At 72.3% G+C, this 16,773-nt stretch carries 13 protein-coding genes and 1 pseudogene; 8 read left to right on the plus strand and 6 right to left on the minus strand.

Going from position 1 to position 16,773, the window contains the following annotated elements; translation table 11 throughout:
- Positions 1 to 62 precede the first annotated feature (62 nt).
- From ACZ7KF_RS34945 to ACZ7KF_RS34965, 5 genes are all read left to right on the plus strand, one after another.
- Positions 63 to 1,076: a LacI family DNA-binding transcriptional regulator gene (locus ACZ7KF_RS34945; RefSeq protein WP_471084356.1), complete on the plus strand. Its 1,014-nt coding sequence runs from the start codon at positions 63 to 65 to the stop codon at positions 1,074 to 1,076.
- 170 nt (positions 1,077 to 1,246) lie between these two features.
- Positions 1,247 to 2,344, plus strand: a complete 1,098-nt coding sequence (locus ACZ7KF_RS34950; protein ID WP_471084358.1) for an ABC transporter substrate-binding protein — start codon at positions 1,247 to 1,249, stop codon at positions 2,342 to 2,344.
- A 1-nt stretch (position 2,345) separates the two neighbouring features.
- Complete coding sequence (locus ACZ7KF_RS34955; protein WP_471084361.1) at positions 2,346 to 3,863, plus strand: sugar ABC transporter ATP-binding protein; 1,518 nt, start codon at positions 2,346 to 2,348, stop codon at positions 3,861 to 3,863.
- Complete coding sequence (locus tag ACZ7KF_RS34960; RefSeq protein WP_471084364.1) at positions 3,856 to 4,818, plus strand: ABC transporter permease; 963 nt, start codon at positions 3,856 to 3,858, stop codon at positions 4,816 to 4,818. The genes ACZ7KF_RS34955 and ACZ7KF_RS34960 overlap by 8 nt, the downstream gene beginning before the upstream one ends.
- A gap of 23 nt (positions 4,819 to 4,841) precedes the next feature.
- The gene (locus tag ACZ7KF_RS34965; protein ID WP_471084441.1) at positions 4,842 to 5,849 is read left to right on the plus strand and encodes an ABC transporter permease; all 1,008 of its coding nucleotides are present in this window, start codon (positions 4,842 to 4,844) and stop codon (positions 5,847 to 5,849) included.
- A gap of 144 nt (positions 5,850 to 5,993) precedes the next feature.
- On the opposite strand, the gene ACZ7KF_RS34970 is transcribed toward ACZ7KF_RS34965, so the two are convergent.
- Positions 5,994 to 6,998 (minus strand): MerR family transcriptional regulator, encoded by a 1,005-nt coding sequence (locus ACZ7KF_RS34970; protein ID WP_471084367.1) that lies wholly within the window; start codon positions 6,996 to 6,998, stop codon positions 5,994 to 5,996.
- A 3-nt stretch (positions 6,999 to 7,001) separates the two neighbouring features.
- The gene (locus ACZ7KF_RS34975) at positions 7,002 to 7,673 is read right to left on the minus strand and encodes a HEAT repeat domain-containing protein (protein ID WP_471084370.1); all 672 of its coding nucleotides are present in this window, start codon (positions 7,671 to 7,673) and stop codon (positions 7,002 to 7,004) included.
- Positions 7,674 to 8,038: 365 nt separating this feature from the next.
- Here ACZ7KF_RS34975 and fabV point away from each other — a divergent pair.
- A pseudogene (fabV, locus tag ACZ7KF_RS34980) lies at positions 8,039 to 9,252 on the plus strand (enoyl-[acyl-carrier-protein] reductase FabV).
- Positions 9,253 to 9,510: 258 nt separating this feature from the next.
- Here the strand turns inward: fabV and ACZ7KF_RS34985 are convergent.
- Positions 9,511 to 10,368 (minus strand): dioxygenase family protein, encoded by an 858-nt coding sequence (locus ACZ7KF_RS34985; RefSeq protein WP_471084373.1) that lies wholly within the window; start codon positions 10,366 to 10,368, stop codon positions 9,511 to 9,513.
- A 35-nt stretch (positions 10,369 to 10,403) separates the two neighbouring features.
- On the minus strand, positions 10,404 to 11,342 hold the full coding sequence (locus tag ACZ7KF_RS34990; RefSeq protein ID WP_471084376.1) for a helix-turn-helix transcriptional regulator: 939 nt from the start codon (positions 11,340 to 11,342) through the stop codon (positions 10,404 to 10,406).
- 226 nt (positions 11,343 to 11,568) lie between these two features.
- Between ACZ7KF_RS34990 and ACZ7KF_RS34995 the strand changes: the two genes are divergently transcribed.
- Positions 11,569 to 12,552, plus strand: coding sequence for a LysR family transcriptional regulator (locus ACZ7KF_RS34995; RefSeq protein ID WP_471084379.1), 984 nt, complete (start codon positions 11,569 to 11,571; stop codon positions 12,550 to 12,552).
- 157 nt (positions 12,553 to 12,709) lie between these two features.
- A complete protein-coding gene (locus tag ACZ7KF_RS35000) occupies positions 12,710 to 14,077 on the plus strand; it encodes a trypsin-like serine protease (RefSeq protein WP_471084382.1) in 1,368 nt (455 codons plus the stop codon).
- 177 nt (positions 14,078 to 14,254) lie between these two features.
- Here ACZ7KF_RS35000 and ACZ7KF_RS35005 read toward each other — a convergent pair whose 3' ends face one another.
- Complete coding sequence (locus ACZ7KF_RS35005) at positions 14,255 to 15,055, minus strand: GNAT family N-acetyltransferase (protein ID WP_471084385.1); 801 nt, start codon at positions 15,053 to 15,055, stop codon at positions 14,255 to 14,257.
- A 161-nt stretch (positions 15,056 to 15,216) separates the two neighbouring features.
- Positions 15,217 to 16,674 carry a rifampin monooxygenase gene (gene rox / locus ACZ7KF_RS35010; protein WP_471084444.1) on the minus strand — a complete coding sequence of 486 codons (1,458 nt, stop codon included), beginning with the start codon at positions 16,672 to 16,674 and terminating at the stop codon, positions 15,217 to 15,219.
- Positions 16,675 to 16,773 lie beyond the last annotated feature (99 nt).

The following is a 16,773-nucleotide window of genomic DNA, read 5'->3' on the forward strand; positions in this document are numbered from 1 at the left end:
CTGTCCAGAGTCATGGCAAGGCTCCGCCCTTCGGAGCGCCCATCGATGCCGAGGAGATCCCTTTGCGGGTCAGCCTGAAGGACGTGGCCGAGCGCGCCGGCGTCTCGATCAAGACCGTGTCCAACGTTGTGAACAACTATCCGCACGTCACACCGGCGATGCGGGCCCGGGTGCAGCAGGCCATCGACGAACTCGGCTACCGGCCGAACCTGACCGCCCGGCATCTGCGCAAGGGCCGCACGGGCATCATCGCGCTGGCCGTGCCGGAGCTGGGCAACCCGTACTTCGCCGAACTGGCCGGCGCGGTGATCGACGCGGCGGCGGAACACGAGTTCACCGTGCTGCTCGACCACACCCGCGGCAGACGCGAGCAGGAGGTGCTGGTCAGTCAGGGATTCCGGGCCCGGGTGATCGACGGGCTCATCCTCAGCCCGCTGGAGCTGGAGGCCGAGGACCTGCAGGGGCGGTCCGACGACGTACCGCTGGTGCTCCTCGGCGAGCGCGTGTACGACGCGCCACACGACCACATCGCCATCGACAACGTGGCCGCCGCCCGGACCGCGGTACGCCATCTGCTCGGCCGGGGGCGCACTCGGATCGCCTACCTGGGCGCCCGCACGGACTCCGCGAACCGCCCGGCCCATCTGCGGCTCGTGGGCTGGCGCGAGGAGCTGGCGGCGGCCGGGGTGCCGGCGCCGGACGACATGGTGGTCCCGGTCGGCGGCTGGGACCGGGACGACGGCGCCCGGGCCATGGCCCAGCTGCTCGACTCGGGTGTGCGGCCCGACGCGGTCTTCGCGCTGAACGATCTGATCGCGATCGGCGCGATGCGGGTGCTGCACGAGCGGGGCCTGCGGGTGCCGTGGGACGTCGCCGTGGTGGGCTTCGACGACATCGCCGAAGGGCGTTTCAGCGCGGTGTCGCTGACCACGATCGCGCCGGACAAGCAGGCCATCGCGCGGATGGCGGTGGCCTCGCTGCTGCGCAGTCTGTCGGGGCGCGAGGAGCCCGGCGGACGCGAACTCGTCGCCGATTTCCGGCTGGTGGAGCGGGAGAGCACGCTGGGGCGACGGTGAGACGCGGCCCGGGGCGCTCGGCCGGGATTTCGGACGGGAGGGTTTACAGCAATCTTCCAACGATGTAAAAACCTCCACTGAACGACGTGCACGCCGAGTTGACCGCACCAGCCGTCCTACCCCCGTGAGCGCTCTCGGCGCACCCGGGGCCACGCCGTTTGGGGACTCCCATGAAGCCCACAGCACCACTGCGTCGCGCCTGTGCGCGGACCCTCCTCGCCGCCGGCCTCGCCACGAGCCTGGCCCTGACGACCGGATGCGCCAAGTCGGAGGACGATTCCGACGGCGACAAGGCCGCCACGCAGGACAAGGACGCCGGCCAGGTCGTCGCCTCGCCGAGCGGCGGTTCCGGACCCACGTGCGCCATCGACACCTACGGCGGCGAGAAGCGGGACCTGAAGTCCGCCACCGTCGGGTTCTCCCAGTCCGAGAAGGAGGCCAATCCCTTCCGCATCGCGGAGACCGCCTCCATCAAGGCGGAGGCCCGGAAGCGGGGCGTGAAACTGCTCGCCGTCAACGCGCAGTCGCAGTTCTCCAAGCAGATCAGCGACGTTCAGGACCTCATCGCCAAGGGCGCCGACCTGCTCGTCGTCGCGCCGCTCAACTCGGACGGCTGGGAGCCGGTGCTGCGCACGGCGGCCGCCAAGCACATCCCGATCGTCGCGGTGGACCGCAAGATCAATGCCACGGCCTGCAAGGACTATGTGAGCTTCATCGGCTCCGACTTCGTCGAGCAGGGCAAGCGGGCGGCCGACCAGATGATCGCGGCCACCGGCGGCAAGGGCGAGATCGCCATCCTGCTGGGCGCGGCCGGCAACAACGTCACCACCGAACGCACCAAGGGCTTCGAGGACCGGATCTCGGAGAAGGCCCCGGGCCTGAAGATCATCTTCCGGCAGACCGCCGAATTCGCCCGGGAGAAGGGTCAGTCGGTCACCGAGAACCTGATCCAGTCCAAGCCGGGGATCAAGGGTATCTACGCCGAGAACGACGAGATGGGGCTCGGCGCGGTCAACGCCCTCAAGAGCGCGGGCAAGAAGCCCGGCGACGTGAAGATCGTGACCATCGACGGCACCCGCAACGCCGTGCAGGGCATCGTGGACGGCTGGATCTCCGGTGTGATCGAGTCCAACCCGCGCTTCGGGCCGCTGGCCTTCCAGACCCTGGACAGTTTCACCCAGGGCCGGAAGGTCGCGCAGGACATCGTCATCCAGGACAGCTCCTACACCGAGGCCAACGCCACGTCCGACCTGGGCAAGGCCTACTGAGATGCTCACGGTCACCGGACTGTGCAAGACCTTCCCCGGCGTACGGGCGCTGTCCGAGGTGGACTTCACCGCCCGCGCCGGCGAGGTGCACGCCCTCGTGGGCGAGAACGGCGCGGGGAAGTCGACCCTGATCAAAGTGCTCACCGGTGTGTACCAGCCCGATGCCGGCGAGATGGCACTCGACGGCGCCCCGGTCCGTTTCGCCACCCCGTTGCAGGCGCAGCAGGCGGGCATCTCCACCATCTACCAGGAAGTCAATCTCGTCCCGCTGATGAGCGTGGCGCGCAACCTGTTCCTCGGCCGCGAGCCACGCGGCCGGCTGGGCCTGATCGACTTCCGCCGTATGCACCGGGAGGCCGAGGAGACCCTGCGTGGTCTCGGCATCCGGGTCGACGTCCGCCGCCCGCTGCGCGAACTGGGCGTCGGTGCACAGCAGATGATCGCGCTGGCGCGCGCCGTGGCGGTCGACGCCCGAGTCGTGATCATGGACGAGCCCACCTCCTCGCTGGAGCCCCGCGAGGTGCGCACGCTGTTCGGGGTGATCCGCACCCTGCGGGAGCGGGGCATCGCGGTGGTCTACGTCAGTCACCGCATGGACGAGCTGTACGAGATCTGCGACGTGGTCACCGTGCTGCGGGACGGCCGGGTGGTGCACACCGGCCCGCTCGCCGGGCTGGACCGGCTCCGGCTGGTGGCGCTGATGCTGGGGCGGGAGATCGGCGAGGTGCGCAGGGAGGGGCTCACGAAGTTCACCGGCTCCCACGAGACCACGGCCCCACCGGTGCTGGTGGCCGAGAACGTGAGCGTCCGTCAGCGACTGCACGACGTGTCGCTGTCCCTGCGCCCGGGCGAGGTGGTCGGTCTGGGCGGGCTGCTCGGCTCGGGGCGCAGTGAGACCGCGAAGGCCGTCGCGGGCGCCCTGCCCGTCGACGGCGGCCGGATCGTGGTGGCGGGCGAACCGGTGCGCGGCGGCTCCACCGCGGCGGCGATCCGGGCGGGCATCAGCCTGCTTCCCGAGGACCGCAAGACCGAGGGCATCGTGCCGGGCCTGTCGGTGCGGGAGAACATCGCGCTCGCCGCGCTGCCGGGACTGTCCCGGTTCGGCCTGGTCGACGACGCCCGCGTCGACCGGATCGTCGACACCTTCATGAAGCGGCTGCGCATCAAGGCGGCCGGTCCGCACCAGAAGGTGGGCGAACTGTCCGGCGGGAACCAGCAGAAGGTGCTGCTCGCCCGATGGCTCGCCCTGCAGCCCAAGGTGCTGTTGCTGGACGAGCCCACCCGGGGCATCGACGTGGGTGCCAAGGCGGAGGTGCAGGCGCTCGTCGACGAGCTGGCCGACGACGGCCTGGCGGTGCTGCTGATCTCCTCCGACACCGAGGAACTGATCGAGGGCAGCGACCGCGTGGTCGTCCTCAAGGACGGCGCGGTGGTGCGCGAACTGACTGGCGACGCGGTCACCGAGGAGGAGCTGATGCGCGCGATCGCCGCCGTACCCGCCGGAGGGCACGATGACTGAACTGAGCCTGGCCCGGGGCACGGTGGACCGGGACCGCGCACGGCGCCTGCTGCAGGACTACGGCGTCTACGGCGGTGTGGTGGTGCTGCTGCTGTTCAACTTCGTCTTCACCCCGCACTTCGCCTCCGCGGCGAACTTCCGCACCCAGGCCGTCCAGGTCGCGCCCGTACTGATCGTGGCCCTCGGCATGGCGCTCGCCATCGGCACCGAGGGCGTCGACCTGTCGGTGGGCTCGGTGATGGCGCTGTCCACCTCGCTGCTGTCGCTGTACCTCGGTTACGGGCCCTGGGTCGCCACCCTGATCGCGGTCGCCGGCGGTGTCGTGTCCGGTGCCGCGAGCGGGGCGCTGGTCGCCTTCGTCGGGGTGCAGCCGATCGTCGCCACGCTCGCCCTGATGGTGGCCGCCCGGGGTCTGGCCCTGGTACTGCTCCCCCAGCTCAAGGACGTCCACGACCCCGGCCTCGCGGCCCTCGGGTCAGGGGACGTGCTGGGCATTCCCCATCTGGTGCTGATCGCGGCCGTGCTGGCGCTGCTCGTGGCGTTCGTCATGCGACGCTCCACGTTCGGCCGGCAGTTGCTGGCCATCGGTGACAGCCGGCCGGCGGCCCGCCTCGCGGGACTGCCCGTGCGACGCGTACTCGTGGTGGCGTACGTGTGCTCCGGCGCGCTGGCCGCGATCGCGGGCGTGCTGGCGACCGCCCGGCTCACCGCGAGCGATCCCACCTCGCTGGGCACCCTGATGGAACTGTCCGCCATCACCGCGGTGGTCGTCGGCGGTACCCCGCTCAGCGGTGGCCGAGTCCGCATCGGCGGCACGGTCGCGGGCGCCGTACTGATCCAGCTGCTCACCACCACGCTCATCAAGCACGACCTGCCCCCGTCGTGGACGCAGATCGCGCAGGCCGTGGTGATCGTCGGTGCCGTGTGCGCGGCACGCGAACGGGGGAAGCGATGACCACGGACACCGGGAACGCCACCATGCGCAAAGAGATCCCCGCCGCCCGTGCCGGCGACGAGCCGCCGGGGCCGAGCCGTTCGGAGCGGCTGAGCGCGCTCGCCCAGCAGCACGGCGCTCTGGTCACCCTGGTGATCGCGATGCTCATCGCCTCGCTGAGCTTCGACACCTTCCTGACCGGTGACAACCTGGAGAACATGGCGCTGTCCTCGGCGTTCCTCGCCGTCGTCGCGCTCGGCATGACCTTCGTGATCGTCACCGGTGGCATCGACCTGTCGGTCGGCTCGCTGTTCGCCCTGGGCGGGGTGCTCGCGGCGTGGGGTTCGCGGTACGGCACCGCGGTGGCACTGCTGCTGCCGCTCGTGGTGTGCGGGCTCGTCGGCCTGGTCAACGGGCTGCTGATCGCGCGCTCGGGGCTGGCCCCGTTCATCGTGACCCTGGCCTCCATGCTCGGTGCGCGCGGTGTCCTGCTCGCACTGACCGACGAGGGTTCACGGACGTATCTCGTGGACAAGAGCGCGTTCTTCACCAGGCTCGGGCAGGGCTCGCTGCTCGGCGTCGGCGTGCCGGTGTGGCTCACGCTGGGGCTGTTCGTACTGGGCGCGGTGGTGCTCCGGCGCACCCGGTTCGGTCAGTACGTGTACGCGGTCGGCGGCAACGAGGACGCGGCGGCGCTGATGGGCGCGCCCGTGGCCCGTACCAAGGTCGCCGTGTACACCGTGTCCGGGCTGTGCGCGGGTCTCGCGGGCGCGCTGAACGCGGCGTGGCTGCTGTCGGGGGTGACGATCCTCGGTTCCGGCATGGAGCTGGAGGCGATCTCGGCGGTCGTCATCGGCGGCACGCTGCTGACCGGCGGGTTCGGGTTCATCAGCGGCTCGCTGGTCGGCGTGGCGCTGCTGAAGGTCATCCAGAACGTCATCAACCAGATCGGTTCCCTGGACTCGGCCTACCAGCAGGTGGTCAGCGGTGCGTTCCTGGCGGTGGTCGTCATCGCGCAGACGTGGCTGGGGCGCCGGCGAAGGGTGCTGTGACCCTCCCGCGCGGCCCCGGCTCGCGCCTGCGCCAGCGCGATGCGGATGTCCCCGAAACCTGCCCCCTTGGGCTGCTCCCTGTCTCACCGCAACGCAGGACGACAGCCACGCACATGCCTGACCGTGTGGAAGGACGACGTACCGCTACCGTGCGTCGCGCAGCTTGAGAACGTAGGTCGCGGTGAGCGCAACGACGCGGTCTTCGTCATGTGACAGCTCGGCGAGGGCGGATGACGCCGTGGTCCCCGGGACGTCCGCGAGCGCCTGGGTCAGCCGTCGGCGCGCGGGTGAGCCCATGGTGACGCGGGCGAGGCAGTCGACGAGCCCCGTGGCGATCCGATGCGCCGACGCGGGATCACGCGCCAGCGCGCTCAGCGCATCGGCTGCGTCGGCGTCGTTCCTCTCCTCGACGATCATGTCGATGAGTGTCGGGACCGCGTCGGCCACCCCACGTGCCCCGAGCGCGAGGGCCGCGTACCCGCGGACCACGATGTCGGGGTTCGTGAGGGCGTCCTGCAGCAAAGCTGTCGCCTCATCCTCCGGAATCTCGGCGATGCACCGGACGGCGCGTTGCCGTACCTCGGCCGCGGGTGAGCGGAGGCCCTCCGCCAACAGTGCCAACCCCTCCGCGCCCGATCGCGCCAGAGCCCAGCGAAGGGCTCCGGCGACGTTCGGCTCGGACTCGCTCAGCACGGCCTCGACCAGTGCTTCCACCGGCAACGGACCTTCCTCGACCGCGGACAGGGCCGCGCGCTGCCGCGCCCCCGCGCTGTTCGACCCCAACGCGTGGAGAAGCGCGACGATCTGGAGGACATTGCTCCAGCCGGCGGGTTCCGCGGCACCGATCCGACGGAGTCGCGTGAGCAGTTCGGTCTCCGCCGCGATGCGGTCTCGTGTCTGGCGGATGAGGTCGTCGACGAGTGCCGCGGGGGCGAAGCCGGGGTCGTCGAGCGCGCGCCCGACGTCGCGCAGCGACATCCCCAACGACCTCAGGCTCTCGATGTGGAAGACTCGCCGGATGTCTTCGCCGGAGTACTCGCGATAGCCAGAGCCGGTACGACTCGTCGGCCGCACCAGGCCGAGCGATTCGTAGTGCCTGAGCATACGGGCGCTGACCCCGGACCGCCGCGCGACATCACCGATCAACACTGCCTACCGTCCCTCCTGCCCGGCCCCGCCGAGGGCCACGACGCGCTTCGCCTCCTCGATCGCGAACTCGAAGCCGGCATCCGGGTCGCGCCACAGCCGTTCCGTGGCGATCGCGTGGGCGCGCACGCGAGGGTCGGGATCCGTCGTCGCGGCGCCCAGCGCCGGCGTCATCGCCTCCCCCAGCGCGATCAACGCCCGGCTGAGGCTCCTCTGCGTCTCGCGTGCGCCGCGCCCGAGCTGCGTCGCCAACACTACGGCCAACTCCCGCTCCTCCCCCTCGGGCACGAGCGCGACCGCCGCCCGCCAGGCGCTCCGGGCCACCTCGTCGTCGGCGTCGGACAGCAGCGCCGGTGTGATGGCCGGCCACGCTCGCCGATCCCCGATCTTGGACAGCGTGTGCAACGCCTGGCTCCGCGCCTGCGCACGCTCCGAGCGGACTGTGTCGACGAGCACCGGGACCGTCATCGCTGCCGCGTGGCGGGTGAGGGCCCACGTCAGCATTTCCCGCACGAAGAAATCGGGTTCCACCGCGCATCGCTCGACGAGCTTGCCGACGAGCCCCGGATCCGGAGTCGTGCCGACCGCCAACGCCGCCTCCAGCCGGACCGACGACCTGTCGTTCTCCAGCCCCCTGAGGGCTCGCATCGTGTCCGCGTCCTCTTCCGGCATGGTCATCGGGACCACCTCCTCGGCTCCAGCGAAATCCTTGTCACTGTGTCAAGGTCAAGCTGCGCGGCACATGAGGAGCGGCGCGCCGAGTCGAGCGACAGCCGGAGCGTGCGGCTCCGCATGCCGGCCGGGAGCGCTTCGTCCCTCGGTCGAGTCGGGGGCGCGGGTTCTCCTCGTACGTCGGCCTGAGCCCGTAGGAGTCTTCGCACGGCTCGATGTCGTCCGGTCGTGGCGAGAAGGCTCCAAGATCCACAAGGCGTTGTTGTGCCGCATGTGATCGCTGTCCTCGTCGGCGGCGCTGAAGACTGGCGCGTGGCGACAGGCTTTCCCGCTCTTCGCCCTCCGTCCGCACCGGCTGAAGGGTTCCGACCGTGAACGAGCGAGTGATCATTCCCCGAAACCGCGGCTTCCTCTTCCTCGACTCGCACCCGGAGGGGTGTCGCGCGCTGGTGAACAGCATGTGGCGGGAGGTCCCGGCGCGCGCCGCCGCGCCCAGCGGTGAGGGGCCGGTGGCCCTGGTCATCGGCTCGTCGGCCGGGTACGGCCTCGCCGCCACCCTGGCCGGGCTCAAACGCGCGGGCATCCGCGGCATCGGGGTCTGTTTCGAGAAGGGGCCCGGCGCGCGGCGCAGCGCCACGGCCGGCTGGTACCGCACCGCGGCCACCGCGGACATCGCCCGCGCCGCGGGACGGGACATGGTCTTCCTCAACGGCGACGCGTTCTCCGACGCGCTGAAGGACCGGGTCGCCGACCTGCTCCGGGAGCGTTTCGCGGGCCGGCTGGACTACCTGACCTACTCCGTCGCCGCCCCCAGGCGCACCGATCCGGACACCGGTGCCACCTACGCCTCCGTTCTCAAGCCCACGGGCCAGGCGTACCGCACGAAGACACTCGTCTTCGACGAGGAGGGCAACCCCGACGTCCGCGAGGTCGAGACAGGGCCGGCGGAGGGGGACGACATCGAGCAGACCGTGACGGTGATGGGCGGCGCGGACTGGGAGCGATGGATCGACCGGCTCGCCGATCGGGGTCTGCTCGCGGACGGCTTCACCACCGCGGCCCTGTCCTACATCGGCCCCCCCTGACGGCGGCGATCTACCGCCAGGGCACCATCGGTGCCGCCAAGGCGCATCTGGAGGCCACCGCCCGGACTCTGGACGAACGGCTCGGGAAGCTCGTCGGAGGCCGCGCCGTCACCTCGGTCAACGGAGCCGCCGTCACGCAGTCCTCCGCCGCCATCCCCGGCATCGCCCTGTACACCGGATTGCTGCGGGGTGTGCTCGGCGAGGGACTCGTCTCCCCGCTCGGTCAGCTCGCCGACCTGTGGGACCAGCTCACGGGAGCCGCCCCGACGGCCCTCGACGGCGAGGGCCGCGTCCGGCTCGACGGCTGGGAGCTGTCCGACGACGTCCAGCAAGCCGTCACCGCGCGCTGGCACGAGGCGACCACCGCTACCATCGCCGGACTCGCCGACCTGGACTGGTTCCGGAGCGAGGTGCAGCGCCTGTACGGCTTCGCCGTGCCCGGCGTCGACTACGCCTCCCCCACCGCCACCGACGTCCCCTGGCCCCACCCCATGCCCTGACCAGGGGTGAACGGCCGCTACCCGTGTGGGAACCGCGGGTGGGTCAACCACTGGTCCGAGGGACACACGGAGCTGCCGGCCTACGCTCCGGCCGACGACCCCGATACGAGCGAACCCCCAGGGGCGTGCTGAGCCGCACGGGGTGGTTCGCGCGCCGGGCGCCGGCCGGGTCCGGTGTCGGCGTGTGTCGTGAACGGATGGACGGCGGAGGGGAGTTCGGCCGTGGGTGCCCGCGGTCCGCGAGCGTCCGCCGACCGCTCAGGCCGCCTGCCACAGAGCCGGTACCCGCGGGGGCTCCCAGCCGGGCTGGGACGTGTGCGGCTGGAGGCAGACGTACGCGCGGGCCGCATACGTGACCCAGTCTCCCGCCCGGTACGTGACGCCCACGGCCCATGTGCTCTCCGGCGGGGTGGGGTCTCCCGGACCCGGGTCCTGCGGGACGTCGAGGACGAAGTCGAAGGCCGCCTCCCGGCCGCCGCCCGCGTCGTGGACGGTCATCAGCAGCCGCGGGTCGAAGATCGTGTCGGTGGTGTTGCGGGGCTCGTTCGGGAAGTACAACTGCGTCGTCAGCACGGGCCGGTTCGGGGCCTGCAGCTTGACGTGGAGGTGGCGGGTGCGCCCCGGATAGAGGCCCGGCACGATCGTCGTGAGGGCGAAGGAGCCCTTGGAGTCGGTGTACTGGTGTCCCCGCAGCCGGAATCCGGTGTTGTCGTAGGCGCCGTTGTCGTCGGCCTGCCAGAAGTCCAGCAGGACGCCGGCCAGGGGACGGCAGGCCCGGCCGAAGACGTAGCCGGTCACGGTGAGCCGGGTGCCGGGCAGGCCCGGCTCCAGGAGGCTGGTGCGTTCCGGTGAGTGGGGTTTGAAGTAGGGTCCCTCGATCTGCTCCGGGGTGGGGTCGTCGCCGTCGTCGCACGGCGGGGTCAGCTCGGGCGCCTTCCCGCTCGCGGTCAGGTTGCGGGCGAGGGCCGGGCCGCCGATCAGGGAGACGGGGATCGCGGCGGTGGCGGCGAGTGCCGCGCGCAGCACCGTCTTGCGGCGGACGAGCCGGGGAGTCCCCGCCGCTCTCTCCTTGCCCGCGTCGTCCCTGTCCGTGCCGTGCGTACCTGTTCCGTCCATGTCTCCTCCTCCTGTGGGGCGGATCGGCAATGAACCTAGGCGGGCGCGGGGGGCGCTTCGAGGGACTGATGAGGGCGGCTGTGGTGTTTTCGGAAGTCGCCGGGGCTGCTGCCGGTCTCCCGCCGGAAGAACCGGCTGAAGTAGGCGGGGTCGGCGAATCCGGTGCGGGCGGCGACCTGCCGTACCGACAGTTCGGTGTGGGCGAGCAGCCGCTGCGCCTGGTAGACGCGTGCCTCGATCAGCAGCCGTCCGGGCGGGCGGCCGGTGGCGGCCCGCACCGCCTGCGTGAGGTAGTGGGGTGTCACTCCCAGACGGCCGGCGCACTCCCGTACGGTCCACCCCGCCGCCTCGGGACGGGCGATCAGCCGGGCGAACTCGTCGGCCACGGCGGCCTGCCGCCCCTCGGCACGTTGGTCCCGTCCGCCGGCGGTGCGGTGCGGCAGCCGGGAGGCGCGGACGACGAGCACGTGGAGCAGGGAGCGCAGGACGCTCTCGTGCCCCGGGGCCCGCTCCCGGTGCTCCGCGACGAGTTCGGCCATCAGGCGCCGGATGGACCGGTCGTGCACGGCGTCCAGCGCGAACCAGCACCGCTCGCCGAGTTCCCGCAGCACCTCGCGGTCGCGGGGGTGGTCCACCAGGAAGTCGTCGGTGAACAGGACGACCGTCCCCTCCGGCCCCTCACCGCCCTCCCAGTGGTGCACCTGGCCCGGCACGATCACGGCGAGGTGCGGGGGGCGTACCGGCCACCGCGCGAGATCGACGACGTGGGTGCCGGATCCCGCGCTCACATGGACGATCTCGTAGAACGTGTGCCGGTGCGGCCGGTCCCACCGTGACAGCGGTCCCACGGCCTCGAAGGAGCCTGCGGCGAAGGGGGTGGCGCCCGGGCCGGCCACCTCCAGACGGTGCAGGGGTACGTCCCCGGCCGGGGGCGGCGGGCTGGGGGTGCCGGGTAGGACGGTGGTGCTGCGCATCGGCCGTGCTCTCCTCTCGAAGGTGTGTCCGGATCTGTCATCGGTACCCCACGGACCCGGATCAGGTACAGACCAATCGGGTTCGACTTGCCGACGCCGCCGCCGTCGGCGCGACTCCGCCGCCGGGGCGGTGACGCCGGGAGCGGGGCCGGACCGGCGCACAGGTGCGCATCCTGGTCCGTACCAACCCCTTGCCCCGCGCACCGCCACGCCGCAAGCTCCCCTCATGGAGCTGGAGTTGCGGCATCTGAAGACCATCCGGACCATCGCGGAAGCAGGGAGTCTGACCAAGGCGGCGACGCTGCTGGGGCTGGCGCAGCCCGCGCTCAGCGCGCAGCTCAGGCGCATCGAACGGGCCCTGGGCGGGACGCTGTTCGAGCGGGGGCGGTACGGGGTGCGGGCCACCGCCCTCGGTGAACTGGTCCTGGAGCGCACCCGGATCGTGCTGCCCGCGGTGAGCGAACTCCAGCGGGAGGCGGCCCGGTTCGCCCGCACCCGGCGGAACGGGGACCGCCTGCGGCTCGGCGGCACGCACGGACCGCTGCTGGGCGCGCTGGTCGACCGGCTCGCGGACGCCGCGCCCGCTACGACCGTGACCACCCGCGCCTCCTGGTCGGAGCGGGAGCTGGCCGGACTGCTGGCCGAGGGGCGCCTGGACTTCGCGCTGGCCGGCGTCTGCGGCTCCGCTCCCCCGCCCGACACCCCGCGTCTCGTCTGGGAGGAGATCGCCGTCGACCCGGTCTTCGTGATGCTCGCCGACGGCCACCCGCTCGCCCGTGGCCAGGCCGTCGAGCTGGCCTCGCTCGCACACGAGGAGTGGGCCTGCGTCCCGGGCGACGGCTGTTTCGGGGACTGCTTCACCGCGGCCTGCGCCCGGGCCGGGTTCACGCCCCGCCGCATGTACGAGACGGACACCGCGTCCTGCGTCCACCTGGTGCAGGTGGGGCGGGCGGTGGGACTGTGCCGGGCCACCTTCCCGCCGACGCCCGGGCTCACCACCCGTCCGCTCGCCGGCACCCCGCTGGTGTGGCGGCATCTGCTCGGCTGGCACCCGGCCGGACAGCGGCCGGAGACCGCGGCCACGGTGCTGACACAGGCCCGCAGCGCGCACGCGGGCGCGGCGGCGCGCAGCGACAGTTACGCGCACTGGCTCGCACAGCGCGAGACAGCGGACACCGGGTCGCGCCCACGGACCGGCCGGGCGTCGTGAGCGGTCCGCCGCTCCGGTCGGACGGCGCCGGTTCGGGGTCCACGGCGAGCCGACGCGTCCCATAACACGGGGGCAGGGGGTCGGCTGACGTCTTACGGGCCCCGAGCGGATCTCCTTACGGTTTCGGCACTCCCACCGAATCCGAGGAGACCTCCCCATGCTCCAACGACACCTCAGGGCCGCGTGCGCCGCCGCCGCGGCGGCGGGTGCCCTGCTCGTGGCCGGGCTCAGCGGCTCCGCGAGCGCCGAACCGTCCGCCTCCCCCGGCCTGCCCACGGCCGCCGAGACCCTCCGTACCGCCGCGGCGCCGCCCGCCCTCCTCGGCGCGCTCCAGCGGGACCTCGGCCTGGACCGGCAGCAGGCGGAGCGCCGTCTGGCCAACGAGGCCGAGGCCGGCGCCACCGCGGGCCGGTTGCGGGCCGCGCTGGGCGCGGACTTCGCGGGCGCCTGGGTGCGCGGCGCGGAGTCGGGCACGCTGACCGTGGCCACCACCGACCCGGCCGACGTGCCGGCGGTCCGGGCACGCGGCGCCGAAGCGGTCGTCGTGGACCACTCCCTGGCCGCGCTGGACGCGGCCAAGGCACGCGTGGACCGCGCCGCCGCCCACCGCGCCACCTCCGACACGCCCGTCTGGTACGTGGACGTGCGCTCCAACACGCTGGTGGTGCAGGCGATACGGCCGGCCGCCGCGCGTGCCCTGCTGACGGCCGCCGGCGTCGACTCCTCCCTCGCCCGGGTCGTGAAGTCGGCCGAACACCCCCGGCCGCTGTACGACCTGCGCGGGGGTGACGCCTACTACATCGACAACAGCAGCCGCTGCTCGATCGGGTTCCCGGTCACCCGGGGCACCCAGCAGGGGTTCGCCACGGCCGGTCACTGCGGGCGGGCCGGCAGCAGCACCACCGGCGCCAACCAGGTGGCGCAGGGCACCTTCCAGGCGTCGGTCTTCCCCGGCAACGACATGGCGTGGGTGGCCGGCAACGGCAACTGGACCGCGACGCCGTACGTCAACGGGTCCGGCGTCCAGGTGGCCGGGTCCACGCAGGCCCCGGTGGGTTCCTCCGTGTGCCGCTCCGGGTCCACGACGGGCTGGCACTGCGGCACCGTGCAGCAGCTCAACACCAGCGTGACGTACCAGGAGGGCACCGTCAGCGGCGTCACCCGTACCTCGGTGTGCGCCGAACCGGGCGACTCGGGCGGCTCGTTCATCTCCGGCAGCCAGGCGCAGGGCGTCACCTCGGGCGGCTCGGGCAACTGCACGAGCGGCGGGACGACGTTCTTCCAGCCGGTCAACCCGATCCTCCAGTCCTACGGCCTCACGCTGAAGACGACCGCGACCGGCCCGGGCGACCCCGGTGACCCCGGCGACCCGGGTGACCCGGGCGGCACCTGGTCGGCCGGCACCGTGTACCAGGCGGGCGACACGGTGACGTACGGCGGTGCCGCCTACCGCTGTCTGCAGGGCCACCAGGCCCAGCCGGGCTGGGAGCCGCCGAACACCCCGGCACTGTGGCAACGAGTGTGAGCGGCTGACCTGCCGCGGGCCCGGGCGCTGCCGGCCGAGCGCCCGGGCAGTCGCGCACCCGGCCGGCACCCCTCGATCGACCGGCACCCGTCGATCGAGGGGTGACCGTCGATCGAGGGGTGACCGTTGTGCGAGGGGTGACCGGTGCGGACGCCCCTCCCCCGCACGGCCGGGAGGTCAGTCCTTGAGGCCGTAGAAGTGCATCGGCGAGTTCGGCCGGAAGCCGATGCGGGGGTACACGGGCGCCCCCGCCGCGGTCGCGTGCAGCGTGGCCCGGGTCAGGCCGGTGGCGCGGGCGCCCTCGTACAGGGCCTTGCGTGTCACCGCCTCGCCGTACCCCCTGCGCTCCCACTCCGGGGCGGTGGCGACGAGGACGACGAACAGACGGCCGTCCGCCTCCACCGTCCCGGCGCACGTCACCGGAACGCCGTCCCGCAGGCCCAGATAGGCATGCACCCGGCTCTTCCACAGCGTGGATCCGAGGAGTCCGTCGCGGCCGTCGTCCAGTGGGAAACCGTAGGCGCGCGCGTTCAGGTCCGCGTACTCCCGCAGCTGTTCGTCGGTGGTCACGCGGACGAACGTCAGATCCGGGTGGGAGGGCTCGGGCAGGGGCAGGAGGTCCGCGGCCATGCCCGTGCCGGGGAAGGCATACTCCAGGCCCGCCTTCTCGGCCGCTGTCCGCACGGACGCGCGTGCCTCGTCGGCGAGGAGATCCTCGAAGAGCCACAGGAGTCCGGCCTGCTTCTTGGCGCGCATGATGTCCGCTGCCTGGCCCAGGCGGTGTGCGAGCAGTGCCGGGTCCGTGCCGACGTCGGTCAACGTGATGCAGTTCCAGAAGGTGAACCGGCAGTCGGCCCAGCGGACGGCGATGCCCGGCAGGTCGCGCACATCGGCGTCCGCGTTCCGGTCGAGCACCATGGCACGCCAGACCACGGCGAGCTGCTCCATCGATTCGATCGACTCCGTACGGTCCGTCATCAGGCCTCCGGCAGGGTGGAGTTGCGGGCGTCCGCCGGCCGGTCCCGGCTTCCGTGTGGCCGCCGGCCGACGGTCCTCCCACTATGCGGCGCTCGACCGCGGACGGAACGGGAGTTCACCCACCCGAGTGCTCCCCCGGCAGCGGGGCTTGACGCGCGGGCTCAGTCCGGCGCGTGCTGCGCGAGGGCGACGGGAGCGCCGAACCACGTGGTCAGCCGGCCGTCCAGCTCCCGCTGGTCCTCGCCGGCCCAGGCCACATGCCCGTCGGGGCGCAGCAGGACCGCGGGGACGTCCAGTTCCTCGCTGACGTCGACGACGTGGGCGACGCGGTCGGCCCAGCCCGCCACCGAGAGCCGGCCCGTCCGGTCGAGCAGGAGTCCGCGGCCGGCGTGCAGCAGCTCGTAGAGACGCCCCTGCTTCAGCCGCACGTCCCGCAGCCGCCGGCCGAGCAGTTCGTGCCCGTCACCGAGGTCGTAGCGAACCCCCACCGCGGTGACCATCCCGGTGACGTACCGGTTCACCTCGTCGAAGTCCATCAGCCTCGCGAACAGCTCCCGCAGCGCGGCGGCACCCGTGTCGGTCCCCATCAGCGTGCTCTGCGCGCGGGTGTTCTCCAGCACGGCGGCGCCCACCGGGTGCCGTTCGGCGTGGTAGGTGTCCAGCAGCCCCGCCGGCGCCCAGCCGTTGACTTCCGCGGCCAGTTTCCAGCCGAGGTTGAACGCGTCCTGGACGCCGAGGTTGAGGCCCTGTCCGCCGGTCGGCGGGTGGATGTGTGCCGCGTCGCCGGCCAGCAGGACCCGGCCGGCCCGGTAGCGCTCCGCCTGCCGGGTGGCGTCACCGAACCGGGACAGCCGGCGCGGGGAGTGCACCCCGAAGTCGGTCCCCGCGGTGGCCCGCAGCTGCTTCTTGAACTCGTCGAGGGTCGTCTCGGTGGCCCGGTCCTCGGCGACACCGTCGGCGGGCACGACGAAACGGAACACCCCCTCGTTGCCGTCGGCGTTCGGAATGGCGCCGAAGCGCAGCTGGGTCTTGCGGACTTCCTGGACGACGGCGGCGATCGTCGCCGGATCCTCGGTGGCCTGCATGTCGCCCAGCAGGGTCTCGACCTTGGCGGGCTCACCGGGGAAGCCGATCCCGAGCCGCTTGCGCACCGTGCTGCGGCCGCCGTCGCAGCCGACGAGGTACCGGGAGCGCAGGTGTGCGCCGTCCGCCAGCTCGACGGTCACCCCGTGCTCGTCCTGGCTCAGCTCCACCACCTCGCAGCCACGCCGGATCTCCGCACCCCGTTCGAGGGCGTGCTCGCCGAGGAGCCGCTCGGTGACGTGTTGCGGTGTGGTGAGGCCGTACGGGTGGGCCGTGTCCAGTCCCTCCGGCCACGGCTTGTGGATGCCGCCGAAGAAGCCGCCCACCTGGAACTTCTCGCTGACGGCGAGGAACCGGTCCAGCAGGCCGCGCTGGTCCATCAGCTCGACGCTGCGCGCGTGCAGGCCGCGTCCGCGGGAGTACCCGGACGGCTCGGTGAGCCGGTCCAGCACGACCACCTGCACCCCGTGCAGCCGCAACTCGCCGGCCAGCATCAAGCCGGTCGGTCCGGCGCCGACCACGATCACGTCGATCATCAAGCCCCCACTTTCGACAAAGGCTGCGTCTCGGCCGGCCGCTCCGCATCGAGCGCACACGCCCAGGGGCGACCAAAAGTGCACGTGCTTCGCGAATCG

This window comes from Streptomyces sp. NPDC038200 (assembly GCF_055600785.1).

Excerpts from the sequence above, each read along its gene's own strand:
- ACZ7KF_RS34950 (WP_471084358.1), top strand. The coding sequence starts at position 1,247 with ATGAAGCCCACAGCACCACTGCGTCGCGCCTGTGCGCGGACCCTCCTC.
- ACZ7KF_RS34955 (WP_471084361.1), top strand. The coding sequence starts at position 2,346 with ATGCTCACGGTCACCGGACTGTGCAAGACCTTCCCCGGCGTACGGGCG.
- ACZ7KF_RS34960 (WP_471084364.1), top strand. The coding sequence starts at position 3,856 with ATGACTGAACTGAGCCTGGCCCGGGGCACGGTGGACCGGGACCGCGCA.
- ACZ7KF_RS34965 (WP_471084441.1), top strand. The coding sequence starts at position 4,842 with ATGCGCAAAGAGATCCCCGCCGCCCGTGCCGGCGACGAGCCGCCGGGG.
- ACZ7KF_RS34975 (WP_471084370.1), bottom strand. The coding sequence starts at position 7,673 with ATGACCATGCCGGAAGAGGACGCGGACACGATGCGAGCCCTCAGGGGG.
- ACZ7KF_RS34985 (WP_471084373.1), bottom strand. The coding sequence starts at position 10,368 with ATGGACGGAACAGGTACGCACGGCACGGACAGGGACGACGCGGGCAAG.
- ACZ7KF_RS34990 (WP_471084376.1), bottom strand. The coding sequence starts at position 11,342 with ATGCGCAGCACCACCGTCCTACCCGGCACCCCCAGCCCGCCGCCCCCG.
- ACZ7KF_RS34995 (WP_471084379.1), top strand. The coding sequence starts at position 11,569 with ATGGAGCTGGAGTTGCGGCATCTGAAGACCATCCGGACCATCGCGGAA.
- ACZ7KF_RS35000 (WP_471084382.1), top strand. The coding sequence starts at position 12,710 with ATGCTCCAACGACACCTCAGGGCCGCGTGCGCCGCCGCCGCGGCGGCG.
- ACZ7KF_RS35005 (WP_471084385.1), bottom strand. The coding sequence starts at position 15,055 with ATGACGGACCGTACGGAGTCGATCGAATCGATGGAGCAGCTCGCCGTG.
- rox (WP_471084444.1), bottom strand. The coding sequence starts at position 16,674 with ATGATCGACGTGATCGTGGTCGGCGCCGGACCGACCGGCTTGATGCTG.